General features: G+C 64.7%; 21 protein-coding genes, 1 tRNA gene and 2 rRNA genes. 14 read left to right on the top strand and 10 right to left on the bottom strand.

Annotated features, from left to right (window positions below):
• The first annotated feature begins 25 nt into the window (after positions 1–25).
• On the top strand, positions 26–520 hold the full coding sequence (locus tag BMX17_RS20450; protein WP_092663598.1) for an HTH domain-containing protein: 495 nt from the start codon (positions 26–28) through the stop codon (positions 518–520).
• Positions 521–565: 45 nt separating this feature from the next.
• On the opposite strand, the gene BMX17_RS20445 is transcribed toward BMX17_RS20450, so the two are convergent.
• Both BMX17_RS20445 and BMX17_RS20440 read right to left on the bottom strand, forming a co-directional pair.
• A complete protein-coding gene (locus tag BMX17_RS20445) occupies positions 566–937 on the bottom strand; it encodes a Zn-ribbon domain-containing OB-fold protein (RefSeq protein ID WP_092663596.1) in 372 nt (123 codons plus the stop codon).
• Positions 937–2091, bottom strand: a complete 1155-nt coding sequence (locus BMX17_RS20440) for a thiolase family protein (RefSeq protein ID WP_092663594.1) — start codon at positions 2089–2091, stop codon at positions 937–939. The genes BMX17_RS20445 and BMX17_RS20440 overlap by 1 nt, the downstream gene beginning before the upstream one ends.
• Before the next feature lie 122 nt (positions 2092–2213).
• Between BMX17_RS20440 and BMX17_RS20435 the strand changes: the two genes are divergently transcribed.
• Genes BMX17_RS20435 through BMX17_RS20425 form a run of 3 tightly spaced genes read left to right on the top strand, consistent with a single transcriptional unit; the run spans position 2214 to position 4094 of the window.
• Positions 2214–2678, top strand: a complete 465-nt coding sequence (locus tag BMX17_RS20435) for an MOSC domain-containing protein (protein WP_092663592.1) — start codon at positions 2214–2216, stop codon at positions 2676–2678.
• A gap of 44 nt (positions 2679–2722) precedes the next feature.
• The gene (locus BMX17_RS20430) at positions 2723–3532 is read left to right on the top strand and encodes a YqcI/YcgG family protein (protein ID WP_092663590.1); all 810 of its coding nucleotides are present in this window, start codon (positions 2723–2725) and stop codon (positions 3530–3532) included.
• Complete coding sequence (locus tag BMX17_RS20425) at positions 3519–4094, top strand: cysteine hydrolase family protein (protein WP_092663588.1); 576 nt, start codon at positions 3519–3521, stop codon at positions 4092–4094. The genes BMX17_RS20430 and BMX17_RS20425 overlap by 14 nt, the downstream gene beginning before the upstream one ends.
• A 28-nt stretch (positions 4095–4122) precedes the next feature.
• Here BMX17_RS20425 and BMX17_RS20420 read toward each other — a convergent pair whose 3' ends face one another.
• From BMX17_RS20420 to BMX17_RS20405, 4 genes are read right to left on the bottom strand one after another with little or no spacing between them, the layout of a single operon-like run.
• Positions 4123–4311 (bottom strand): hypothetical protein, encoded by a 189-nt coding sequence (locus BMX17_RS20420; protein ID WP_092663587.1) that lies wholly within the window; start codon positions 4309–4311, stop codon positions 4123–4125.
• Between the two features lie 3 nt (positions 4312–4314).
• Positions 4315–4629 carry a DUF8022 family protein gene (locus BMX17_RS20415; RefSeq protein WP_244515071.1) on the bottom strand — a complete coding sequence of 105 codons (315 nt, stop codon included), beginning with the start codon at positions 4627–4629 and terminating at the stop codon, positions 4315–4317.
• A complete protein-coding gene (locus tag BMX17_RS20410) occupies positions 4626–6209 on the bottom strand; it encodes an acyl-CoA carboxylase subunit beta (protein WP_092663585.1) in 1584 nt (527 codons plus the stop codon). Before BMX17_RS20410 ends, BMX17_RS20415 begins: the two co-directional genes overlap by 4 nt.
• Position 6210: 1 nt before the next feature.
• Positions 6211–6951: a beta-ketoacyl-ACP reductase gene (locus tag BMX17_RS20405; protein WP_092663583.1), complete on the bottom strand. Its 741-nt coding sequence runs from the start codon at positions 6949–6951 to the stop codon at positions 6211–6213.
• A gap of 230 nt (positions 6952–7181) precedes the next feature.
• Here BMX17_RS20405 and BMX17_RS20400 point away from each other — a divergent pair, with 230 nt between their 5' ends.
• The 6 genes from BMX17_RS20400 to BMX17_RS20375 are packed head-to-tail and all read left to right on the top strand — an operon-like array spanning position 7182 to position 15026.
• Positions 7182–8345, top strand: a complete 1164-nt coding sequence (locus tag BMX17_RS20400) for an alpha-1 4-glucan-protein synthase (RefSeq protein ID WP_092663581.1) — start codon at positions 7182–7184, stop codon at positions 8343–8345.
• 40 nt (positions 8346–8385) lie between these two features.
• Positions 8386–9594, top strand: a complete 1209-nt coding sequence (locus BMX17_RS20395; protein ID WP_092663579.1) for an extracellular solute-binding protein — start codon at positions 8386–8388, stop codon at positions 9592–9594.
• Between the two features lie 23 nt (positions 9595–9617).
• Positions 9618–11246, top strand: coding sequence for an ABC transporter permease (locus BMX17_RS20390; protein ID WP_394327920.1), 1629 nt, complete (start codon positions 9618–9620; stop codon positions 11244–11246).
• Positions 11243–12400 (top strand): ABC transporter ATP-binding protein, encoded by a 1158-nt coding sequence (locus BMX17_RS20385; RefSeq protein ID WP_092663575.1) that lies wholly within the window; start codon positions 11243–11245, stop codon positions 12398–12400. Before BMX17_RS20390 ends, BMX17_RS20385 begins: the two co-directional genes overlap by 4 nt.
• Entirely contained in the window at positions 12381–14411 is a 2031-nt protein-coding gene (locus tag BMX17_RS27730) for an ArnT family glycosyltransferase (RefSeq protein ID WP_092663573.1), read from the top strand. Before BMX17_RS20385 ends, BMX17_RS27730 begins: the two co-directional genes overlap by 20 nt.
• A 24-nt stretch (positions 14412–14435) precedes the next feature.
• Positions 14436–15026 (top strand): gluconate 2-dehydrogenase subunit 3 family protein, encoded by a 591-nt coding sequence (locus tag BMX17_RS20375; RefSeq protein ID WP_170845498.1) that lies wholly within the window; start codon positions 14436–14438, stop codon positions 15024–15026.
• A 6-nt stretch (positions 15027–15032) separates the two neighbouring features.
• On the opposite strand, the gene BMX17_RS20370 is transcribed toward BMX17_RS20375, so the two are convergent.
• Positions 15033–15743: a dolichyl-phosphate hexose transferase gene (locus BMX17_RS20370; protein ID WP_092663569.1), complete on the bottom strand. Its 711-nt coding sequence runs from the start codon at positions 15741–15743 to the stop codon at positions 15033–15035.
• A 120-nt stretch (positions 15744–15863) separates the two neighbouring features.
• Between BMX17_RS20370 and BMX17_RS20365 the strand changes: the two genes are divergently transcribed.
• Positions 15864–16796 carry an ArsA family ATPase gene (locus BMX17_RS20365; RefSeq protein ID WP_092663567.1) on the top strand — a complete coding sequence of 311 codons (933 nt, stop codon included), beginning with the start codon at positions 15864–15866 and terminating at the stop codon, positions 16794–16796.
• A 21-nt stretch (positions 16797–16817) separates the two neighbouring features.
• Here BMX17_RS20365 and BMX17_RS20360 read toward each other — a convergent pair whose 3' ends face one another.
• The 3 genes from BMX17_RS20360 to BMX17_RS20350 form a co-directional block, all read right to left on the bottom strand.
• Positions 16818–17249, bottom strand: coding sequence for a universal stress protein (locus BMX17_RS20360; protein ID WP_092663565.1), 432 nt, complete (start codon positions 17247–17249; stop codon positions 16818–16820).
• A 118-nt stretch (positions 17250–17367) separates the two neighbouring features.
• On the bottom strand, positions 17368–18834 hold the full coding sequence (locus BMX17_RS20355) for a serine/threonine-protein kinase (RefSeq protein WP_092663563.1): 1467 nt from the start codon (positions 18832–18834) through the stop codon (positions 17368–17370).
• Positions 18835–18994: 160 nt separating this feature from the next.
• A complete protein-coding gene (locus BMX17_RS20350; RefSeq protein ID WP_092663561.1) occupies positions 18995–19192 on the bottom strand; it encodes a heavy-metal-associated domain-containing protein in 198 nt (65 codons plus the stop codon).
• 564 nt (positions 19193–19756) lie between these two features.
• Between BMX17_RS20350 and BMX17_RS20345 the strand changes: the two genes are divergently transcribed.
• The 3 genes from BMX17_RS20345 to BMX17_RS26755 form a co-directional block, all read left to right on the top strand.
• Positions 19757–21229: ribosomal RNA gene (locus BMX17_RS20345) — 16S ribosomal RNA — on the top strand.
• A gap of 110 nt (positions 21230–21339) precedes the next feature.
• Positions 21340–21411, top strand: a tRNA-Ala gene (locus tag BMX17_RS20340).
• A gap of 345 nt (positions 21412–21756) precedes the next feature.
• Positions 21757–22981, top strand: a 23S ribosomal RNA gene (locus BMX17_RS26755); the annotation flags it as partial.

Below are 22981 nucleotides of genomic sequence, written 5' to 3'. Positions count from 1 at the left end.
CACTGCCGGCGTCCACACTGCAACCATGACTCGTATCACACGAGCGGAGCTGTTCCTTCGCGATTCGGTCCCGATAGCGGCCACGACCGAACAGTCCCGGATACTGGGTCGCCTCCAGGCGCTGGCCGCTGCGGGCGTCATCGCCGACCTGTCCGTCCAGCGCTGGCCCCACCGCGTGACGGTCGGGGATACCCAGGCCCGTCGTGAGTTCGCGCTCTGCCGGGAGTTCGAGGCCTGGGCCGACGCCCACGGCGTCGCACTCGCGCCCGCCTTCGAGCGCCACGACTGTCACAACAGCTTCACCGACAGCCACTACAGAACGGCTGTCCTCCCCGTCGTCTGTCTGGCGTTGTACGACGAGGACGACCTGATCGCACTCTATCCCCACAGTTCCGAGACCGGAATCAGAACAGTCCTCGACGGCATCTCGATGCTCGAAGCCGAGAGCGGGCTGGTTCCCGGCCAGTCTCGGCCCTGGAACCAGCCACGACAGCCGCGTGCGAACCGATCCCCCATCTGAACCGCCCCTCGTTTCGACGCGAGTTCGCAGTTCGGACGGACGCCCTCACTGGGACAGCCGGAATCGGTACCCGTCCCACTCCTGATCCGCGTCGGCAGGCTTGAGCCCGACACCCGGTTCGCGGAGTTCGTCGGCGTACACCGGTTCCACCTCGTCGCCGGTCTCCACGTCGGCGTTGTCGGCGATCTGCCCCAGCGCGCGGACCGGCGTGCCGTCGACCTCGAACTCGACGAACGCCAGGACGTTCGGCTCGCGGACGCCCGGCGGCGTCGCGGTGCTCTCCGTCCAGGTGACGACCTCGCCCGTGCGGTCGCTCAGGTCGATCGTCTCGACCGGTTCCTCGCCACACTCCGGACAGCGCGGGTGCGTGGGGTACTTCACGTGACCGTTCGGACAGCGGATGGCGTCCATCGACATTATCGTGCCTCCATGATCGTGGTGATGACGCAGTTCCCGAAGCCACCGACGTTGCAGGCCAGCCCCGTCTCGGCGTCGACCTGGCGCTCGCCGGCTTCACCGACCAGTTGCTCGTAGATCTCGTACCCCTGTGCGACACCGCTGGCCCCCAGCGGATGGCCCTTCGATTTGAGCCCGCCGGAGGTGTTGATCGGGCGGTCGCCGTCGATGGCCGTTCGGCCTTCCTCGACGTGTTTCCAGGCCTCGCCCGTCTCGGCGAAGTCCAGCCCCTCCATCTGGAGGAATTCGAGGATCGTGAACATATCGTGGAGTTCGGCCACGTCGATATCGTCCGGGCCGATGCCGGCCATCTCGTATGCTTCCTCGCCCGAATCGACGACGCCGCCCATCGTCGTCGGGTCGTCACGTTCGTGGACGACGTGGGTGTCGGTCGCGCCGCCGATGCCCGAGACCACAGCGTAGTCGTCGGCGTACTCCTCGGCCACCTCGACCGGGCAGAACATGAGGGCCGCGCTCCCGTCGGTGATCGGACAGAAATCGTACAGTCGGAGCGGGTCGGCGATGATCGGACTCTCGAGGGCTTTCTTTTCGGTGATCTCCTTCTGGAACTGCGCCTTCGGATTGCGGGTGCCGTTCTCGTGGTTCTTGACGGCGACCTTCGCGAGACTCTCCCGGGGCGCGTCGAACTTTTCGAGGTAGTGTCGCGCCGTCATCCCCGCGAAGGAGGGGAGCGTCACGCCGTGTTTGTACTCGGCGGGATGTGTGATCGACGCGATGATGTCGGTCGCGTCGCCGGTGCCCTTGTGGGTCATCTTCTCGCCGCCCACGAGCAGGGTCATGTCGCTGGCCCCTGATTTGATCGACTGCCAGGCCGCGTACATCCCCGCGCCACCGCTTGAACTGGTCTGGTCGATGCGCTGGCTGTAGGCCGGCAGTAGCCCGAGATCGTGGGCCACCGCGTTCATGATCCCGCCCTGGCCCTCGAACTCCCCGCTGGCCATGTTCGACACGTAGACGTGGTCCACGTCGTCGGGCTCGACGCCGGCGTCTTCCAGACACGCTTCGCCGGCCTGGGAGAGCAACTCGCGTATCCAGGCGTCTCGCTGGCCGAACTTCGTCATCGACCCGCCGATGATGGCAACCTCCCTGTCCATATCACCTGCAACTGCAACGGGCGGTATTGTAAATCTGGCTGAAAGCGTGGTATTCGACCGATGTTCCCGAGCGAGCGCCGCGTCCCGATGGTGTCTTGTAAGCCCGTTCACAACTGGGCGATATGAACGGAACCGTCGAGTACATCCACGTCGCACCGACACCCGGGGCGCCGCCCGAACGCGTCGAGACCGTCCGGGCCGTCGCCGGCGAGGGACTAGACGGCGACCGCTACTTCGAGGGCGAAGGTACCTTCGGCGGCGGCGAGGACCGTGCCATCACGCTCATCGAGGCCGAAGCCCTGGCGGCCGCCGAACGCGACTACGATATCGACCTCGAACCGGGGATCCACCGCCGGAACGTCACGACCCGCGGCGTCGCGCTGAACCACCTTGTCGACGCCCGGTTTCACGTGGGCGACGCCGTCTGCGAGGGCGTCGAACTGTGTGAACCCTGTTCGTATCTGGAACAGCACACTGGCCTGCCCGACGTGGAGGAAGCGCTGGTCCACCGCGGCGGGCTCAGAGCCCGCATCGTCGAGTCCGGAGCCATCGCCGAGGGCGATGCCGTCGGGCCGGCCGAGGAGTGAGGACGAAACTCAAGTTTCAAATTTCCCTGGAGCCAACTGGAGATATGAACGAACCGGGAGTCGAGGTCCTGCTGGATCAGGCGACGCTCGCGGACCGTGCGGCCGACGGCGACCTTCCCGAGTGGGGGATCGACCACTGGGAGAGTTTCAGGGACGGCCTGCTCGGCGAACGCAACGGCTCGCCGTTCCCCTGCTTTTTCGGCGTCGAGTCCGTCGAGAACGGCGACCCGCTCTACACGCTCTGCTCCTCGATGACCGACAAGGACGCACTCCTGCGCTTTCGGAACACACTGCTCGAGTACCTCGACACCTATCGGGACCACTCCGAGCAGGCGTCGCTGGTCACCTTCTTCAAACCGCCCGAGGTTCCTCTCACCGAGCAGGAGTACCACGAACGCCTCTGGCACGTCCTGCAGTTCCTCCACGTCCACGACCCGGAACCGTGGCCCGAGGACGTGCCGACCGACCCCGACGACCCATACTGGGAGTTCTCCTTCGGCGGCGAATCGATGTTCCCGACCTGTCGTGCGCCCTTCTACGACACGCGCAAGAGTCGGTACTGCCCCATCGGCCTGGAGATCACGTTCCAGCCCCGGTCGCTGTTCGAGGGGATCACTCACGACACCGACGCGGGCCAGCGAGCCCGTGAGGTCATCCAGGACCGCATCGAGGACTACGACGGCGTCTGTCCCCACGCCGACATCGGCGACTACGGCGTCGAGGGCGACCGCGAGTGGCCCCAGTATATGCTCTCCTCGGACCCGGAGCAGGCCCCCGACGAGTGCCCGATCAACGTGACCCGCGACCACCCGAAAGCCCCGAACACCCTCCCGGACGGGTATGCCGCCGATTGAAAAGCGGTCGGCGACCGTCGCCGACGACGCGGTGCTCGTCCTCGTGGACTTCCAGCAGGGCTTCGACGACCCCGCGTGGGGCGATCGAAACAACCCCGACGCCGAACAGCGGGCAGCGGATCTGCTCACCGCGTGGCGGGAGACTGGCCGGCCCGTCGCCCACGTCCGCCACGACTCGACGGAACCGGACTCGCCGCTCAGACGCGGCGAACCGGGCTTCGCGTTCGAATCCAAACTGGCACCGCTCGACGACGAGCACGTCGTCACGAAGCGAGTGAACGGTGCCTTCGTGGGCACCGCCCTCGACGACTGGCTCGACGAGCGCGGGGTCGAGCAACTCGTCATCGCAGGCTTGACGACCGATCACTGCGTCTCGACCACGACCCGGATGGCCGAGAATCGCGGGTACCAGGTCTTGCTGGTCGCGGACGCGACGGCCACGTTCGACCGCGAGTTCGACGGCGAAGCGATCCCGCCCGAGCGAGTTCACCGGTCCGCGCTGGCGCATCTCGACGGTGAGTTCGCAACGGTGGTGACGGCAGACGCAGTGCTGTCAGGATGAGCGACGAAGTGCAACCACTGGCGGGCCGCTATCTGTCGGTCGTTTCGTGCATCCAGCGGTTTACGAGGACGAGTGCGATGCCGCACGCGGCTCCGGACAGGGCGTTCGTCCAGCGAAACTGATCGAACAGGAACAGTTCGATCCCGATCCAGATGGCGACGGACAGACTGACCGTGGTGACTGCGAACATCGCGGAATCCGGGGCGAGATCGACCACGACCTACAGCGACCGCGCCGCGGCCCGCCATTCGCGTCCGCGCTCGATCTTTCGGGGCCGACGACGTGGATTCTCCCCGGTGGATCGAAGTCGACTCGCGAGCTTCCACTCCGGCACTCTCTCTGGTTCGCTCTCGGCGGCGGCCTCGGCGGCCGCGACCGCGCGGTCTGTCCGGTGAGTCGCGATGGCCGCCGCCACGGCGGCCGCCTCCCGCTGGGTCGGCACGGTCGTCTCGAACTCCAGCCTCGCGAGCAGGGCATCCAGATCGACTTCGAGGAGTTCGTCCTCGGTATCCATGTCGTGTTCGGCCCGGCTCATAGCGGGATGTTGCCGTGGTCTTTGGGCGGCGTGTCCTCGCGCTTGCGTTCGAGCAGTTCCAGGTCGTCGATCAGGCGCTTGCGCGTGTTCTGTGGCTCGATCACGTCGTCGAGATAGCCGCGTTTGGCCGGCCCGTAGGGATGGGCGAACTCCTCGCGGAAGTCGTCCATCAACGCCTGGCGTTTGGCGTCGGGGTCGTCGGCGTTGGCGATCTCCTTGCGATAGAGGATGTTGACTGCACCGCGGGGCCCCAGCACGGCCATCTCCGCGCCGGGCCAGGCGTAGTTCACGTCGCTCCCCAGGAACTTCGAGGACATGACGATGTAGGCCCCGCCGTAGGCCTTCCGGACGACGACCGACATGAGCGGGACGGTCGCCTCTGCGTAGGCGTAGATCAGCTTGGCACCCCGGCGGATGATGCCGTTGTGTTCCTGATCGGTGCCGGGCATGAACCCGGGCACGTCCACCAGCGTGACGATGGGGACGTTGAACGAGTCACAGAAGCGGACGAACCGGGCGGCCTTCTCGGAGGCGTCGATGTCGAGGGTTCCGGCGGAAACGCGGGGCTGGTTGGCGACGACGCCGACGACGCGGCCGTCGAGGCGGCCGAAGCCGGTGACGACGTTGCGCGCGAACCCGTCGTGGACCTCGAAAAAGGAATCCTCGTCGACGATCCGCCCGATCACGTCGTTCATGTCGTAGGGCTTGCGCGGTTCCTCGGGTACGATGTCGACGAGGTCGTCACAGGTTCGGGTCGGATCGTCCCAGGGCTGAACCCGCGGCGGGTCCGCCATGTTGTTCTGGGGGAGATAGGAGAGCAGTCTGCGGATGTCGTCCAGCGCTTCCTCCTCGGAGCGCTCCGCGAAGTGGGCGACGCCGGACTTGGTGGCGTGGGTCTTGGCGCCGCCGAGTTCCTCCTTGGAGACCTGCTCGCCGGTGACCGTCTCGATCACGTCCGGGCCAGTGATGAACATATGGCTCGTGTCCTCGACCATGAACGTGAAGTCGGTCAGCGCGGGCGAGTAGGTCGCACCGCCGGCACACGGGCCCATGATCGCCGAGATCTGCGGGATGAGGCCAGAGGCCTCGGTGTTTCGGTTGAAGATCTTCGCGAACCCGACGAGGGAATCGACGCCCTCCTGGATGCGCGCGCCGCCGGAGTCGTTCAGGCCGACCACGGGAACGCCGTTCTCGATGGCCTTGTCCATCACCTTGCAAATCTTGTCGGCGACGACTTCGCCGACCGAGCCACCGAGGACGGTGAAGTCGTGAGCGAAGACGAAGAGTTTCCGGCCGTTGACCTCGCCGTAGCCGGTGACGACCGCGTCGCCGGGGAACGTCTTCTCGTCCATCCCGAACGACTGGGCACGGTGTTCGACGAACGCGTCGACTTCACAGAAGGTGCCGTCGTCCAGCAGGTAGTCGACCCGCTCGCGGGCGGTCATCTTACCTTTCTCGTGCTGGCGCTCGATGCGCGCTTCGCCGCCGCCGAGTTCCGCTTCGCGGCGGCGTTCGCGTAGTTCCTCGACCGGTGACTGTTCGTCTGCCTGGTCGGACGCCTCTTCCTCTTGCTGGCTCATGTTACCACTCCATGCCGCCGTTGACGGCCAGGACCTGGCCGGTCATGTAACTGGAGTCCCGGCTCGCGAGGAACCTGACGATGCCGGCCACGTCGTCGACCGTCGCGAACCGATTGAGTGGAATCCGATCGAGGATCTTCTGCTGGACGCGCTCGGGCACGTCTTCGAGCATATCGGTCTCCACGAACCCTGGGGCGACGCAGTTGGCGGTCGACCCCGTCGATGCGAGTTCGAGCGCCAGCGTTCGGGTGAACCCGAAGAGGCCGGACTTCGTGGCGGCGTAGTTGGCCTGGCCGTAGTTGCCCTGCTGACCGACGACCGAGGAGATGTTGACGAGACGGCCCTCGTCGGCGGCCTTGATATCCTCGAAGAAGGCGTTGGTCGCGTTGAACACGCCGCCGAGGTTCACGTCCATCACCGTCTCCCAGTCGTCTTTGGTCATGTTCTCGAACTTCTTGTCGATGGTGATCCCCGCGTTGTTGACCAGCACGTCGGCCGGTCCGTACAGTTCCGTCACCCGCTCGGCCATCGCGTCGACCTCGTCCTGGTCGGCCACGTCGGCCTGCAACGGGACGGCGTTCCCGCCATCCGCTTCGATCTGGTCCGCGACCTCGTGCGCCGCCGCCTCCGAGGTCCGGTAGTTGACGACGACGTTCGCCCCGTGACGGCCCAACTCCTCTGCGATGCCGCGGCCGATACCTCGTGATGCACCGGTTACCACACAGGTCTGATTTTCGAGCATGGTTAGTTATTTGCGGCGTGGCCATGTCCAACCCTCTCTGTCGACCTCGCGACTTCGTGTGGCCACACCCCTGTCTTCACGTAGTCTTGCCCATGCACTGGCAGATAATAGTTCCCCTTATACAGCGTTAATCAAAATCGGTAGTGTATAATGATCTCCTGTGGTCGGTTCCCACTCGCCGGGAAGACACGACAGTTATTTTTGGGAGGCCTAAAGAGAACGGATAAGAAATGAGTGGAGACGTTTGTGTGATCGTGCCGACGATTCGGGAGTTCGAGTGTATGCGGACGTACTTCGAGAACGCGCGGGATCACGACTTCGACCTGGACCGGCTCCACGTGGTGCTGGTCACGGAGGACTTCTGTGACACCGACGAGATGCAGGCGATGCTCGACGAGGAAGGCGTCGACGGCCGCGTCTTCGACGGGAGCGCCCGCGAGGAGTGGTTCGAAGCGCAGGGGGTCCCGGAGTACAACCACCTGATCCCGGAAGCCAGCCACGCTCAGACGAGTTTCGGCCTGCTGTATATGTGGGCGCACGACTTCGAGTACGGCTTTTTCATCGACGACGACACGCTCCCCCACCCCGACTTCGACTTCTTCGGGAGCCACTTCGAGAACCTCGCCTACGAAGGCACTATCGAGTCGGTCGGATCGGACGAGCGCTGGGTGAACGTCCTCTACCAGAACGTCGACGAACACGGGCTCTACCCACGTGGGTATCCCTACAGCGCGATGGACGAGGAGGTCGAGACCGAGGACGTCGAGATCGACGACGTCGTGGCCTCTCAGGGCCTCTGGACGAACGTTCCCGACCTCGACGCGGTGCGCATCCTGATGGACGGCGACCTCCAGGGCCAGGCTCAGACTCGGACCTCGACCGACGACTACGAGGGCAACTTCGTCGCCGAACGGGGCAACTACCTCACTGTCTGTTCCATGAATCTCGCCTTCCGCCGGGAGGTCATCCCCGCGTTCTACCAGTTGCCGATGGACGAAAACGAGTGGGACGTTGGCCGGTTCGACGACATCTGGAGCGGCCTGTTCCTCAAGCGGGCCTGTGACGTGCTGGACAAGCGGATCGTCAACGGGAACCCGCTCTGTGAACACAACAAGGCACCGCGCTCGACGTTTTCGGACCTGAACAACGAGGTTCCCGGACTGGAGCTGAACGAACACGTCTGGGAGATCATCGACGAAGTGGGCGACGACGCCGACACGTACGCCGGTGTGTTCGCCGCGATGGCCGACGCCCTCGCCGACGGCGACTTCGACTACGAGAACGCCGCGTTCCTCAACTACTGCGGGGAGTTCATGCAGGATTGGCTCTCCTGTCTCGAACACATTCGCCCCGGCTCGGTCACGGAACACGCGCCAGCGACTGCAGACGACTGAACCGGCAAGTATAAGTGTTTTAGGCCGGCCTAAAACATATATGGAAGACGAAGTCGACTCTCACGGACGGAGTGTGTCACGACGGCGGCTCCTGCAGGGCGGTGCGGTCCTGGGGACCGCGTCCGTGGCCGGCTGTTTCGGGATGTTCAGTGACGACGGCGGCAACAGTACGCCCCAGAACGCGAACGTCTCGGACTTCCGGGGGACCGGACCGCTGGTCGAAGGCAACTTCCGTGGCTCCGGGCGACTGGCACAGGGTCGCCCGTACCCCGGCGGCACGTCGATCAACGATCTACCGGACCTCGAAGGTGACCTCGCCCTCTACATCGGCGGGGGCGAGGGTGGCATCTACACCAACCTCATCAACAAGCTCGAATCCATCTACCCGGACTTCTCCGTCCAGCCCAGCAGCAACGACTCGGCTTCGCTGGCCCAGAGTATCGTCGAGGAGGTCAACGCAGGCGCGTCGCAGGCCGATATGTTCTGGTCCATCGACGCCAGTTCACTGGGCTACGTCGCGGACAACGACGCCTACGAATCGCTCTCGGACGAGGCTGTTGCGCCCGTCGGGAACGCCCAGTTCGTCGGTGACGACAACGCCTGGGCCGGCGTCGCGGGTCGCGCACGGGCCGTCCCGTACAACACGAACCGCCTGAGTGCGTCGGACATCCCGAACAAGGTCCAGCAGTTCCCGGAGTCGAGCGCGCTCCAGGGGACGATGGGCTGGGCCCCGACTTACGGCGCGTTCAAGTCGTTCGTGACCGCGATGCGACTCATCCAAAATAAGGAGACGACGCGCCAGTGGCTGGTCGATATGCGCGAGGCCGGAACCGAGCGGTACGGCAACGAGTACGCCGTCTCCCAGAACGTCGCCAACGGATCGCTAGCGGCCGGATTCGCGAACCACTACTACGCCTTGCGGGTCAAGAACCAGCGCCCCAACGCGCCGCTCGAACTCGCGTTCACCGAGGGCGACGCCGGTGCCCTCGTCAACATCTCCGGTGCGATGAAGATCAAGGGCACCGACAAGGGCGAACTGGTCGACAACTTCGTCCGCCACCTGCTGTCGGCGGAGGCCCAGGAGTTCTTCGCGACGGTCAGTTTCTCCTATCCGATGATCGAGGGCGTCGAGCCCGTCGGTGACCTGCCGACTGTCGGTGAGCTCAGCCCGCCGGACATCGACCTCTCGCGGCTATCGAACGTGCAAGACACCATCGAGTTGATGGAATCGGCAAACGTCTCCCCATGACCAACGAGGAGGACCTCGAGCGGATGAGCGGTCGATCCGCTGACAGGTCCTCCACTGTCGATACCGGGCTGACGCTGCTCGGTGCGGCTATCGCCGCCGTCCTCGTCCTCCCCATCGGCTGGCTCGCCATCGACGCGGCGGGCCTGGGCTGGACGGCGGTCGAACTGGCGATCGAGTCGCGCACGACTGCGGTGCTGGTCCGGAGCATCGCGCTCGTGGCGGTGGTCACGGGCGCGAGCATCGTCCTCGGTGTGGCGCTCGCCCTGCTGACAGTGCAGGGTGACCTGCCCTTCTCGCGATTCTGGACGATCCTCTGTGCGTTGCCGCTGGCGGTGCCCAGTTACCTCGGTGCTTTCGCGTTCGTCTCGGCGTTCGGTCCGAACGGGGCACTCGCGGACCTGTTGGCACCCGTCGGTATCAGTTCACTCCCCTCCGTGTACGGCTTCGCCGGCGCGGCGTTCGTGCTGACGCTGTACACGTACCCCTACGTGTTTCTGACGACGCGGGCGTCGCTTCTCTCGCTCGACGGGACGCTCGTCGAGGCAGGCCAGACGCTCAACTCCGGTCGCTGGGAGGCGCTCAAACGGGTCACCATCCCACAGATCCTCCCGGGCATCGCCGCCGGGTCCCTGCTCGTGGCACTTTACACGCTGGCCGACTTCGGAACGCCCAATATCATGCGGGTGGAGGTGTTCACACAATTCATCTACGCGCAGTACAACGCCTTCGCCCGGGACTACGCGGCGGTCCTCTCGCTCCAGTTGCTGGGTGTTACGGCCGTCATCCTCGCCATCGAGTCCCGCATCGGCGCCGACGAGTCCGGTGCCTACGAGAGCGGGGGCAACCGCGGCGCGGTCGACCTGGACCTCGGTGCGTGGCAGTATCCCGCGCTCCTGGTCCCAGTGGCCGTCTTCGGTCTCGCCATCCTCGTGCCCATCGGCATCTTCGGGATGTGGCTCACGCAGGGCGGGCCGGGTTACGAGGCCGGACAGGTCGCGTTCGCCTGGGAATACGCCTGGAACTCGGCGAACCTTGCGCTGCTGGCCGCCGCAGCGTCCGTGGTCGTTGCGCTGCCCATCGCCATGGCGTCCGCCCGGACGGACTCTCGGCTGGCGGCGCTCGCCGACCGCGCGTCCTACGTCGGGTACGCGACGCCGGGCATCGTGCTGGCGATCGCCCTGCTCAGCTTCGGACTGGACCTGTTACCCGCGCTCGCGGACCTGACGGGCGTCGACGTGGTCGGGCTGTTCTACAAGACCATTCCGATGCTCGTGTTCGCGTACGTCGTCCGGTTCATGCCCCAGGCGATCGGGTCGATCCGGACTTCGACGCTGCAGGTCGACCGGGAGCTGGTCGAGGCCGCACAGACGCTGGGGCGGTCCCGACTGAGCGCCTTCCGGTCGGTAACGCTCCCGCTGATCCTCCCCGGGGTCGCCGCCGGTGCGGCCCTGGTCTTTCTGACGACGATGAAGGAGTTGCCCGCGACGCTGATGCTCCGCCCGCTGGGGTTCGACACCCTGGTGACCTACATCTGGACGGTCCAGGAGGCGGGCTTCTACGGGCAGGCCGCGGTGCCGGCGCTGATCCTCGTAGTTGTCTCCGGCCTCTCGATGGCCGTCATCCTCTCACAGGAAACCGGTGACTCATCATGACCGAATCAACGCAAACACAGACGCGGACGGAACGTGTCGTCTCGGCGAACCACGACGAAGGGAACCAGTCACGCGAGACGGTCCTCGAACTCGACGGCGTGACGCGGACGTTCGGTAACGAGCGTGCCGTCGCCGACTTCTCGCTGTCGGTCTACGAGGGCGAGCTACTCACCCTGCTCGGCCCGTCGGGCTGTGGGAAGACGACGACGCTTCGTCTGCTGGCTGGTCTCCTGCGTCCCGACGGCGGCACCATCGCCGTCGACGGCGACCTCGTCGCCGGGAACGGACGGTTCGTCGAACCCGACCGGCGCGACGTGGGCCTGGTCTTCCAGGATTACGCCCTCTTCCCCCACCTCTCGGTCGGGGAGAACGTCGCCTACGGCATCGACGACTGGGACAGCGACGCCCAGGACGAACGCGTCGAGGAACTGCTCGACCTGGTCGGGCTGGCCGACTATCGCGACGCCAGCCCCGACGACCTCTCGGGCGGCCAGCAACAGCGGGTCGCGCTGGCGCGTTCGCTGGCTCCAGAGCCGGACGTCCTCCTGCTGGACGAACCGTTCTCCAATCTGGACGTCTCCCTGCGCAAGCAGATGCGCGAGGAGGTCCGGCGCATCCTGAAAGAGACCGGCGTCACCGCGCTGTCGGTCACCCACGATCAGGAGGAGGCGCTCTCGATCAGCGACCGGGTGGCGGTCATGTCCGAGGGCCAGATCGAGCAGGTCGGGCGGCCCGAGGTCGTCTTCCAGCAACCCGAGTCGCGGTTCGTCGCGGACTTTCTCGGCCAGGCAGGGTTCATCTCCGGCCGCCTGGACGAACACACGATCGAGACGGGGCTGGGAACGCTCGATACGGACATGATACAGGGCCTCGGCCCGGAGTACGACGGCGCGGAGATAGACGTGCTGGCACGACCAGACGACCTGCGAGCGATACCGACCGAGGGGACCGACGGCGACGGCGAAATCGTCGAACGCGAGTACACCGGCCCGTCGTTCGTCTACACGGTCGAACTCGACTCCGGTGACGTGGTGTACTGCGAACACAACCACTCCGACCACCTCGATCTGGATCGTCGCGTGCGCGTCGACCTCGTCGCCGACCACCGGCTCGCCTGGTTCCCCACCGAGAGCGATGGCCTCCGGGACGACTGACGTTCGGCCGCGGCTCTGGCGCGCCGGTGTCGTCGCACTCGCCGCCGTCGCCGCCGTCGCAGTCTGGCTGCTGGCCACAGGTCTGTTTCCGTACCACTCGCTGAATCACGACGAGGGCGTCTACCTCCAGCAGGCGGCGATGTTGCTCGACGGCCAGCTGTTTCTCTCGCCGCCGGTCGAGGAGGTCTTTCGCCCCTGGTTTTTCGTCGAGGACGGGGGCCAGCTGTACTCGAAGTACGCGCCGGTGGTGCCCGCCATGTTCGCCGTCGGACAGCTGGTGGGCGCGGCGCGGCTGGCGCTGGCCGGTATCGCCGCCGCCAACGTCGCGCTGGTCGCGCTGGTCGTCCGGGAACTGTTCGACCGCCGGACCGGGCTCGTCGCGGGCCTGTTCGTTCTGGCGTCCCCGCTCTTTCTGATCGACTCGGCGGTGTTCCTGCCGTACGCGCCGACGACGATGCTCAACTTCGGGTTCCTCTACGCGTATCTCCGGGCCGACCGGACCGGGGACCGTCGCTGGGCCGGGGCGGCCGGCGCGGCCGTGGGACTGGCCTTCTTCGCCCGACCGTACACCGCGGTACTGTTCGCCGCCCCCGTGATCGGGCACGCGCTGTGGAAGCTCTACCGGGACCGCCGTGACGTGCTCCCGCGGCAAGTCGTCACGGCGGTGTTCGGACTGGGCGGCGTTGCCCTCTCGCTCGGGTACAACGCCGTGATGACCGGCTCGCCGCTGGTCTTTCCCTACCAGGCGTTCGCGCCGGCGGACGGGCTCGGTTTCGGTCACCACGAGATCCTCGGCCACGAGATCGACTACACCGTCGGCCTCGCGCTCCGGTCGAACGCGCTGGTGTTGGAACAGCTGACGACGACCTGGGTCGCGGGCGGGCTGTTCGGGACCGCGGTCGCACTCGGCGGGATCGCAGTCGCGGTCAGGCGTGGACTCTCGGCCCGGCAGGGGATCCTCGTCGGTCAGGTCGGCACCATCGTCGTGGGGAACGTCTACTTCTGGGGTAACTACAACCTCCTGGGCGTGCTGGATCGAGCCGGCGACGGATTGATCGCCTCACACGGCCCCTACTACCACTTCGATCTCCTCCTGCCGTTCGGCGCGTTCGCGGCCGTGGGCGTGCTGGCCCTCGTCGGCACCGTGCGAGACAGGGCGCGGGACCGGTTCGAACCCGGAGCGGTGCAGGCTGTCGTCGTCGCCGCGATCCTCGTGAGTGCGGGTGTACTGGGCACCGCCACGGCGGCGAACGTCGAGCGGCCGGTGGCGATGAACGACCGGGCGACCGAGACGTACGAACAGGCCTACGAGCCCTTCGAGGAGCGGTCACTCGACGGCGGACTGGTCTTCCTGCCGACGCCGTACGGCGACTGGCTCAACCACCCCTTCCAGCCGCTCCGGAACGATCCGGACTTCGACGGGGCGACGGTCTACGCCATGGACGAACAGCCCTTCGCGGTGGCGGACGCCTACCCCGATCGGTCGTTCTATCGCTACACCTTCCGCGGGGAGTGGGAACCCTACAGCGGTACACCCCGCGGCGCACGCATCCAACCGGTCGATCTCGCCGCCGGTGAGACGGTCACGCTGAACGCGACGGTCGGCCTCCCGTCGACCTACCGGTCGGTGTCGGCGACCCTCACCGCCGACGAGGAGAGTGTGACCGTCGTCGCGCAGAATACGACCGACCGGACGACCGCTCGGGTTCGCTTCGCCGACGACCGCGTCCGACTCGTCGGCCCGGGCTGGCCGACACGGTCGATCCCGTACGACGGCCGCGAGGACGTGTCGCTGACCCTGTTCGTCGATAGCGGTCCCGGCGCGAGTTTCAGCTACCGGTTCGAGACGCCCGTCCGTCGGGCGGACGGACGCGTCAGCGCGCTCACGCCGCGAATCGAACGCTGCGTCGCCATCGGCGAGTGCGGCGGGGAAGCCGGTTACGTCCCCGATCTCGCACCCGAGTGGGCGACGGTCCGAACCGACCTGACGGCCGGAGAGGATAACGGATAAACCGGTGAGTCACCAGTGTCCGATATGGAACTGACCCGACGGGACGCCATCGCGGCGCTGGGCGCTGTCGGCGTCGCCGGCGGCGCGCTGGCGCTGTCACAGTCGGGCGAGACTGACGACGCCGATGGCGAGGGGCGGACGACCACGCCCACTGGCCCCGACGAGGCGGCGGCGAGCCTCTCGGAGCACGAGCTGACGACCGCAGTCGCGGTCGCGAAGGCGATCTATCCGTCCCCCGTCGAGAACGTCGAGGGCTTCGTGACCGACTTCCTTCGCGGACGCGTCGCGGACGATCCCGAACGGGCGACCGAGATCGCCGAGACCGTCGCGTACCTCGACGACTACGTGAACACGTGGTACGACGTGGACGCGTTCGCAACACTCTCACCGGCGACCCGGGTCGAGGCCTTCGAGCGGATGAACGCCGACACGATCGACCCCGACCCCGACGGCGGGAGCGTCCAGCGCGTGCGCTACTACCTCGTCAACGATCTGCTCTTTGCCCTCTATGCCTCCCCGACCGGCGGCGAACTCGTCGGCATCGAGAACCCGCAGGGACACCCCGGTGGGACGACGAGCTATCGGCGAGGCCCTCAGTCCGAAACCGAAAACTAGCCGCGTTCAGCGCAGTCGTTCTTCGACCGAGACCGTGAGGATGGATCTGGCGATGGCGTAGCCCCCGCTGATGGGATCGAGTTTCGTCTCGCCCGCACGCTCCCCGTACTCGATAGGAATTTCACACACGTCGTACTCACGCACGAGCGGCCTGATGAGGAGTTCCGCCGAGAGCCCCGTGTTCTCGGTCCAGTCGATCTTCTCGATCACTTCGCTCCGGTAGGCTCGCATTCCAGTCGTCGTATCGTGGACCCGCTCGCCCAGCAGGGCACTCGCCAGCGCGGCGAAGGCGTGGTTCCCCAAGCGGTTGAACGTCGGCATGGTGTCGGCCCCGTGATAGAGTCGGTCACCGCTGACAACGTCGTACCCTTCGTTGATCCGGTCCAGAAAGTCCGGTAGCCGCTCCATCGGGTACGTGTCGTCACAGTCGGTCGTGACGATGACTGGTCTGTCCGCGGCCTGCAGGGCCGCTTCGACCGCCACGCCGTAGCCCTGGGGCTCCTGTTCGATGACGCGCGCGCCATGGTCGCGGGCGATGTCCGGGGTTCGGTCGTCGGACCCGTCGACACAGACGACCTCGGCCCGGCCGCCGGTCACGTCGTCGATGTCTTCGAGTACCGTCCCGATCGCTTCCGCCTCGTTGTACGTTCCCATGACGACACTCAAATCGTCGAAGGTGAACCGCTCACTCTCCGCGCGCGCCTGTTGAAGACTCATTACGTACCCGTCAGTACGTGGGCCTCTTGTATTTTTAGGTTCGCCAAAAACAGATTACGTCTGGTTACCTCGGTCCTTTGGCGGTCGTCACTTTTGTTTCTCGGTCCCGTCGGTATAATCATGCCGAAATTCGTCCTGTACGGTGGGAAAGGTGGCGTCGGCAAGACGACCTGTGCCGCTGCGACCGCGCTCGAACTCGCGGCCCGTGGCGAACGGACGCTGCTGGTCTCGACCGATCCAGCCCACTCGCTGGGCGACGCGTTCGACGTGCCTCTGACCGGAGAGCCGACGGCCATCGACGACGACCTCTGGGGCGTCGAGGCTGATCCCGAGCAGGGTCAGGCGGCCTATCAGGGGATCGTCTCGTCGCTGGCCGCCGACTTCCGGGACGCCGGTATCTCGATGACCGACGAGGACGTGGAGCGACTGTTCCAGGCCGGATTCGTCCCGGGGAGCGACGAGATCGCCTCCCTCCAGTTCTTCCTCGACTACGCCGACGACGAGTGGGATCGCGTCGTCTTCGATACCGCACCGACCGGGCACACGCTCCGCTTGTTGACGCTCCCCGACGTTCTCAGTGAGTCGCTCTCGACCGCGACGAAAGTCAGGGGTGAGGTTCGACGGCTCGTAGACACAGCGCGCAGTATGGTCGTGGGGCCTGCCGCCTTCTGGGGGAACGACAGTGGCGAAGACGAGATCCAGGCGTTCCGCGGTCGGATGGAGCGCGTCGCCGCCCTCCTGCGCGACCCCGAACGGACGGACTTCCGAGTCGTCCTCCTGCCCGAAACGCTCGCCATCGAGGAGACACGGCGGCTCGTCGACCGGCTCGAATCGTACGATGTGCCCGTCGAGACGTTGCTCGTCAACCGCGTGCTGGAGACGGCCGACGAGGACTGTTCGCGGTGCCGGGACCGCCACGAGAGTCACCAGCGACAACTCGACCGTATCCACGAGACGTTTCCCGAACGGGAGATCCAGGTCCTCCCAGACCTCGGCCCCGAAGCCTACGGTCGTGACGCGCTCGAACGACTGGCCGACCGGATCGAGATTTGATCGCCCCGACCGGGCCAGGGCTCAGTCCGCGGGCTCCGGACCGACGGTGAGGACCGCGACGGGGGCCGCACGGACGACCTTCTCCGTCACGCTCCCGAGGAAGAGCCGGTCCAGTCCGGTCCGGCCGTGGGTCCCCATGACCACGAGATCGATCCCATTCTGGTCGACGTAGTCGAGAATCGCCTGGTGAGGTGCGCCCTCCGCGACCATCCCTTCGACGGTCCCCACCTCGGCGTCTTCGGCGGCGTCGACAACCTGCTGGATCGCCCGTTCACCGGCCGTTTCGAGTGATTCGAGGACTTCCGGACCGCCCGCCTCGTCCATCGGCGGTTCTTCGACGACGTAGAGAGTGTGCAGCGCCGCGTCGTATCGCTTCGCGTGGTCGATGGCGTGGTCGACCGCCGTCTGTGCCGTCTCACTGCCGTCGGTCGGCACGAGGATGGAATCGTACATACGGACCCTTCCACGGCCCGGAGTAAAGGCATACCGCGAGTTCCCACCGGCCTGGAACGACCGGAACAGTCCACCGATCTCAGATGCGCGGCGCGTGACCGCTATTCCCAGTTGTCGATTACGCGTTCACGTCGAGCGCACGCGCGAGTGCCTTGACGAACTTCGCGCCGGTGCGATGACGTGCGTTCGGGTCACTGTGCATCGCTTTCCCCACACAGTCGCTGACAGCAGACGGCAACTGGGCGAGTTCGTGCGGCGGTGTCAGGTCGCCCTCTCTGATCGCTGTCGTGAAGTCCTGGCGTCTGTGGTACGGTTCCGTCCCAGTCAAGAGCCAGTACGCTACGGCCCCGAGTCGGTAGACGGGCGTCGTCGGCGTCGCTTCCTGGCGAAGCTGCTCGGGAGCCATGTACCGACTCGCGTCGTACCGATCGGCGGCTTCACTCATCCGGCGATGGAGGCCCAGCCCGGAGACACTAGGAGACAGTCCGGTATCCGACCGCTCGCGTCGCAGGCCGCCCTGATCGACGCCCGAATCGGCCGTCGTGTCGACGCTGATCCTGTCGGGTTCGAGGTCTGTCCGGTAGATACCACGCTGCTGAGCGGCCGTGACCGCCGACCCAAGCCCGGAGAGGAGTCGGACCCGCTCGCGGGTCGACGTACGCTCCTGGAGCTCCGCGATCGGCGTGTCGCTCACGTCGAAGACAACCCACGTCGCGGGCTCACCCCCCGTTTCGTGGATCGTCGCGACGTTCTCGTGGTCGGCCAGCTTCCGCCAGGCGCCGATCGCGTCCCCGAACACGTGCTTGAGCGTCCGATGATCCTGCTGTTCCGGGTTCAGTATCAAAATCTGTGCCCACCCCCCATCCCAGGGAGTCCGGTAGCGGTATACCGACCCCTCGAGGTACAGCGCCTCCAGTTTCGTGATGTCGGGGATGACGGAGGCCAGCGTGTTCATGATCTTGGTGGCCCCCTGGTCCGCCTCGTCGCCCGACTCCGACCCCGACTGCTGGGCGGCCTCGGGTGGGGGTGCCGGTCGCTCGACGCTCGCAGGCAACTGCCCGCGCTTGAACCGGACGCCGGACTTCGTGATGTCGTGTCGGAGAAAACGGTGCTCGCGCTTCGTCTCGAGTTCGCCGTCGCGCGTGTAGAACTCGACGGTCTTGAAGTCGTACTGTTCCAGAACCAGTTTCCCGAGCTGGTACGCGCCGTCGGTCGAGTCCGAGGCCTGGAAGACGAAATGGTCGTCTTTCGGCGTCACGACCCACGACTGGAGCAGGTCGCTGTACTCGACGGTGAGCGCCTCGAAGGCTGGATTCCAGTAGAGCCCACCGACACTCCGTTCCGTGTCCCACCGCAAAAGACAGGGATGGCGGCGTCGCTTCAGAACTCGCTGTCCCTCTCGCATCGCGTCGATCCGCGAGTCGTAGGTCCCGAACGTGAAGACACCGTCGCCGGGGTCGTCGGTTCGTCGGTAGTACTCGCGAACGATCCACTCCCCGTCGCGTTCGATCGCCTCCAGCGGCCGCTTGCATGGCGGCGGATCGACAGCGCCGATCCGCACGCCGGTCGTCGTGTCGTCACCCATCCTGTAGTTGTCAACAGTTCGGAACCGCCCGACTTAGTGGTTCGTTCCGAAACGAGCGCCTAACCGCCGCGACGGATCGGGTTCGGTTTCCGGGCTGGTGGCTGGCAGTGACAGCTACCGACGAAAGTCAGGGGCGAGAGAGTCGGTCGATCCGGTGTTTTCACGCGGACGCGTCGTATCCGGCCTCGTCGACCGCGTCGACGAGCGTTCCCACCTCGGCATCGCCCTCGACTGTGGCCTTCGCAGTTTCGCGGTCGACGCTCACTTCCGTTACGCCGTCGACGTTTTCGAGCGCCTCTCTGACGGTCTGCTCGCAGTGTTCGCAACTCATTCCCTCGACAGTGATCGTCTGAACCATGCGCGTGCGTACGGGCGGCCGAACTTTGTCGGTTTCTCATTCGAGAGCGGGACGGACGCCGAGACGGGCAGAACCCAAACCCAACACGACTCCAGCGGTTCGATAGAACCGCCCGCCGAACAGTGTCGTTCGTGAGACGCCCGATCACGTCCCAGACCTGTCGCGATCGAAACTATCTACGGTGTGTGAGAAGTTCGGTCCCGTATTGTGGTCTCAGTTCTCACACAGTATCTCTATCGACGGGTATTTATGTACCACCCTCATCGAATGAAATGCACACGACGGATGGCGGCGAGCGGGGGTCGCCCGCTACGCCATCCACGCCCCAGACGAGTATCCTCGTCGATGATGGCGATGTGAGCGAGCTTCCACACAGTGGTCTCTCGCTCCCCACATTCAGTGGGGCGAAAGTATGAGGATTCCACCCCTGCGGCCTCGCCGTACAGATGGTATCTGATGTGAGCCTTGACAGTTCGGTGATACACTATCGAATCTCTCGATACCTTGTCACCGAATGACGGACACATAGCGTGTCTCCGCCAGCCCCCCATGATTGGGGAATGCATTCCGGTTGATCCTGCCGGAGGCCATTGCTATCGGAGTCCGATTTAGCCATGCTAGTCGCACGAGTTCAGGCTCGTGGCAGATAGCTCAGTAACACGTGGCCAAACTGCCCTACAGATCGCGATAACTTCGGGAAACTGAGGCTAATAGCGAATACGGCTCTCACGTTGGAGTTGCAGAGAGCCGGAAACGCTTCGGTGCTGTAGGATGTGGCTGCGGCCGATTAGGTAGACGGTGGGGTAACGGCCCACCGTGCCAATAATCGGTACGGGTCGTGAGAGCGAGAACCCGGAGACGGAATCTGAGACAAGATTCCGGGCCCTACGGGGCGCAGCAGGCGCGAAACCTTTACACTGCACGACAGTGCGATAAGGGGACTCCGAGTGCGAGGGCATACAGTCCTCGCTTTTGTACACCGTAAGGTGGTGTACGAACAAGAACTGGGCAAGACCGGTGCCAGCCGCCGCGGTAATACCGGCAGTTCGAGTGATGGCCGCTCTTATTGGGCCTAAAGCGTTCGTAGCCGGCCACGCAAGTTCGTCGGGAAATCTGCCCGCTTAACGGGCAGGCGTCCGGCGAAAACTGCGTGGCTTGGGACCGGGAGACTCGAGAAGTACGTTCGGGGTAGGAGTGAAATCCCATAATCCCGAACGGACTACCGATGGCGAAAGCATCTCGAGAGCACGGATCCGACGGTGAGGAACGAAAGCTGGGGTCTCGAACCGGATTAGATACCCGGGTAGTCCCAGCTGTTAACGATGCTCGCTAGGTATGGCACAGGCCACGAGCCTGTGCTGTGCCGAAGTGAAGACGCAAGCGAGCCGCCTGGGAAGTACGTCTGCAAGGATGAAACTTAAAGGAATTGGCGGGGGAGCACTACAACCGGAGGAGCCTGCGGTTTAATTGGACTCAACGCCGGACATCTCACCAGCACCGACAGTGTGCAGTGAAGGTCAGGTTGATGACCTTATTGGAGCCACTGAGAGGAGGTGCATGGCCGCCGTCAGCTCGTACCGTGAGGCATCCTGTTAAGTCAGGCAACGAGCGAGACCCGTGTTCCTAGTTGCCAGCAGCAACCTTGTGTTGGCTGGGTACATTAGGGAGACTGCCGCTGCTAACGTGGAGGAAGGAACGGGCAACGGTAGGTCAGCATGCCCCGAATGTGCTGGGCAACACGCGGGCTACAATGGCCGAGACAAAGGGTTGCTACCCCGAGAGGGGACGCTAATCTCCGAAACTCGGTCGTAGTTCGGATTGCGGGCTGAAACCCGCCCGCATGAAGCTGGATTCGGTAGTAGTCGCGTGTCATTAGCGCGCGGCGAATACGTCCCTGCTCCTTGCACACACCGCCCGTCAAAGCACCCGAGTGAGGTCCGGATGAGGCCACCATGCGGTGGTCGAATCTGGGCTTCGCAAGGGGGCTTAAGTCGTAACAAGGTAGGCCTAGGGGAATCTGGGCCTGGATCACCTCCTACAGACCGGGACTGGGGCGACGCCCCAGCCCACCTTTGGAGGATCACGTTCGAGCCACGTTCCGACCGAGCACCTATGAACTGCCAGGGCTAACATTTGTCCGCAGGGAAGGGCCCATAGCTCAGCGGCAGAGCGCCGCCTTTGCAAGGCGGAGGCCCTGGGTTCAAATCCCAGTGGGTCCATATCCCGTCCCCGAGTCGAACCGTGTCCCTTAAGTGGGGCACTCCACTCGACCCGGGTACGGAAGACCGATGCACCACTCCGTGTGAACGCGAGTGGGAAGGGTTGATGCACGCACCGGCAACCACCGGGCGTTGCAGATGAGACTGTGTGTACGTGCGATCCAGGCGTCCACTGGACTCGTGTGCAGTTTATCGAGTCTTCAGCGACGTTGTCAGACTCTCTGAGTCTGACAGCCAGCCAGACAGCGTGTCTGGCGGACGCGACTCGGAATTATTCCGAGTCACTACACGACCCGGACCTAGTCCGGGTCACCAACTGACCTGGAGTCATTCCAGGTCATCATCAGCGATTGGCTACTATGCCAGCTGGTGGATAGCTCGGCTCAGGTGCCGACGAAGGACGTGCCAAGCTGCGATAAGCCTGAGGGAGCCGCACGGAGGCGAAGAACTCAGGATCTCCGAATGGGAATCCCCACCGCAATTGCTTCGCGCAATGGGGAACGCCGGGAATTGAAACATCTCAGTACCGGCAGGAAGAGAAAACGAATGTGATGTCGTCAGTAACCGCGAGTGAACGCGACCTAGCCCAAACCGAAGCCCTCACGGGCAATGTGGTGTTTGGACTGACACTCATCGTCTGACCGTCTTCACGAAGTCTCCTGGAACGGAGCGTGAAACAGGGTGACAACCCCGTAATGAAGACCAGTACGACGTGCGTCAGCTCCAGAGTATCGGGGGTTGGAAATCCCTCGTGAACACGGCAGGCATCTACTGCCAAGGCTAAATACGACTCGAGACCGATAGTGGAAAAGTAGCGTGAGCGAACGCTGCAAAGCACCCTCAGAAGGGAGGTGCAATAGGGCCTGAAATCAAGTGGCGATGGAGCGACGGGGCATACAAGGCCTCACCAGAAACGATCGAGGGGCGACCCTCCAGTAGGACTGGTGAGGAGCCGATGTTCCGTCGTACGTTTTGAAAAACGAACCAGGGAGTGTGTCTACGAGGCGAGTCTAACCCGGTCATCGGGGAAGGCACAGGGAAACCGACATGGCCGCAGCGCTTTGCGCCAGGGCCGCCGTGTTCAAGCGCGGGGAGTCTCGTGGACACGACCCGAAACCGAGTGATCTACGCGTGGGCAAGGTGAAGCGTGCCGAAAGGCACGTGGAAGCCTGTTAGGGATGGTGTCCTACAATACCCTCCCGTGACCTACGTGTAGGGGTGAAAGGCCCATCGAACTCGGCAACAGCTGGTTCCGACCGAAACATGTCGAAGCATGACCTCCGCCGAGGTAGTCCGTGGGGTAGAGCTACCGATTGTGGTGTCCGCCTCCGAGAGGAGTCGGCTCCACTGTCAAACTCCAAACCTACGGACGCTGTCGACGCGGGGAGTCCGGTATGCGGGGTAAGCCTGTGTACCGTGAGGGAGACAACCCAGAGCTGGGTTAAGGTCCCAAAGTGTGGATTAAGTGCGATCGAAGGTGGTCTCAAGCCCTAAACAGCCGGGAGGTGAGCTTAGAAGCAGCTACCCTCTAAGAAAAGCGTAACAGCTTACCGGCCGAGGTTTGAGGCGC

It is taken from the genome of Halorientalis persicus (assembly GCF_900110215.1).
GTDB classification, from domain to species: Archaea; Halobacteriota; Halobacteria; order Halobacteriales; family Haloarculaceae; genus Halorientalis; species Halorientalis persica.
The sequence above is the reverse complement of the archived record's forward strand: the minus strand, read 5'-3'. Positions and strand labels throughout refer to the sequence as shown.

What these genes read in the sequence shown, in the direction of transcription:
- BMX17_RS20390 (WP_394327920.1), top strand. Translation starts at nt 9,618, where the DNA reads ATGAGCGGTCGATCCGCTGACAGGTCCTCCACTGTCGATACCGGGCTG.
- BMX17_RS20415 (WP_244515071.1), bottom strand. Translation starts at nt 4,629, where the DNA reads ATGAGCCGGGCCGAACACGACATGGATACCGAGGACGAACTCCTCGAA.
- BMX17_RS20410 (WP_092663585.1), bottom strand. Translation starts at nt 6,209, where the DNA reads ATGAGCCAGCAAGAGGAAGAGGCGTCCGACCAGGCAGACGAACAGTCA.
- BMX17_RS20370 (WP_092663569.1), bottom strand. Translation starts at nt 15,743, where the DNA reads ATGAGTCTTCAACAGGCGCGCGCGGAGAGTGAGCGGTTCACCTTCGAC.
- BMX17_RS20350 (WP_092663561.1), bottom strand. Translation starts at nt 19,192, where the DNA reads ATGGTTCAGACGATCACTGTCGAGGGAATGAGTTGCGAACACTGCGAG.
- BMX17_RS20425 (WP_092663588.1), top strand. Translation starts at nt 3,519, where the DNA reads ATGCCGCCGATTGAAAAGCGGTCGGCGACCGTCGCCGACGACGCGGTG.
- BMX17_RS20355 (WP_092663563.1), bottom strand. Translation starts at nt 18,834, where the DNA reads ATGGGTGACGACACGACGACCGGCGTGCGGATCGGCGCTGTCGATCCG.
- BMX17_RS20400 (WP_092663581.1), top strand. Translation starts at nt 7,182, where the DNA reads ATGAGTGGAGACGTTTGTGTGATCGTGCCGACGATTCGGGAGTTCGAG.
- BMX17_RS20445 (WP_092663596.1), bottom strand. Translation starts at nt 937, where the DNA reads ATGTCGATGGACGCCATCCGCTGTCCGAACGGTCACGTGAAGTACCCC.
- BMX17_RS20375 (WP_170845498.1), top strand. Translation starts at nt 14,436, where the DNA reads ATGGAACTGACCCGACGGGACGCCATCGCGGCGCTGGGCGCTGTCGGC.
- BMX17_RS20360 (WP_092663565.1), bottom strand. Translation starts at nt 17,249, where the DNA reads ATGTACGATTCCATCCTCGTGCCGACCGACGGCAGTGAGACGGCACAG.
- BMX17_RS20405 (WP_092663583.1), bottom strand. Translation starts at nt 6,951, where the DNA reads ATGCTCGAAAATCAGACCTGTGTGGTAACCGGTGCATCACGAGGTATC.
- BMX17_RS20395 (WP_092663579.1), top strand. Translation starts at nt 8,386, where the DNA reads ATGGAAGACGAAGTCGACTCTCACGGACGGAGTGTGTCACGACGGCGG.
- BMX17_RS20430 (WP_092663590.1), top strand. Translation starts at nt 2,723, where the DNA reads ATGAACGAACCGGGAGTCGAGGTCCTGCTGGATCAGGCGACGCTCGCG.
- BMX17_RS27730 (WP_092663573.1), top strand. Translation starts at nt 12,381, where the DNA reads ATGGCCTCCGGGACGACTGACGTTCGGCCGCGGCTCTGGCGCGCCGGT.
- BMX17_RS20435 (WP_092663592.1), top strand. Translation starts at nt 2,214, where the DNA reads ATGAACGGAACCGTCGAGTACATCCACGTCGCACCGACACCCGGGGCG.
- BMX17_RS20385 (WP_092663575.1), top strand. Translation starts at nt 11,243, where the DNA reads ATGACCGAATCAACGCAAACACAGACGCGGACGGAACGTGTCGTCTCG.
- BMX17_RS20450 (WP_092663598.1), top strand. Translation starts at nt 26, where the DNA reads ATGACTCGTATCACACGAGCGGAGCTGTTCCTTCGCGATTCGGTCCCG.
- BMX17_RS20440 (WP_092663594.1), bottom strand. Translation starts at nt 2,091, where the DNA reads ATGGACAGGGAGGTTGCCATCATCGGCGGGTCGATGACGAAGTTCGGC.
- BMX17_RS20365 (WP_092663567.1), top strand. Translation starts at nt 15,864, where the DNA reads ATGCCGAAATTCGTCCTGTACGGTGGGAAAGGTGGCGTCGGCAAGACG.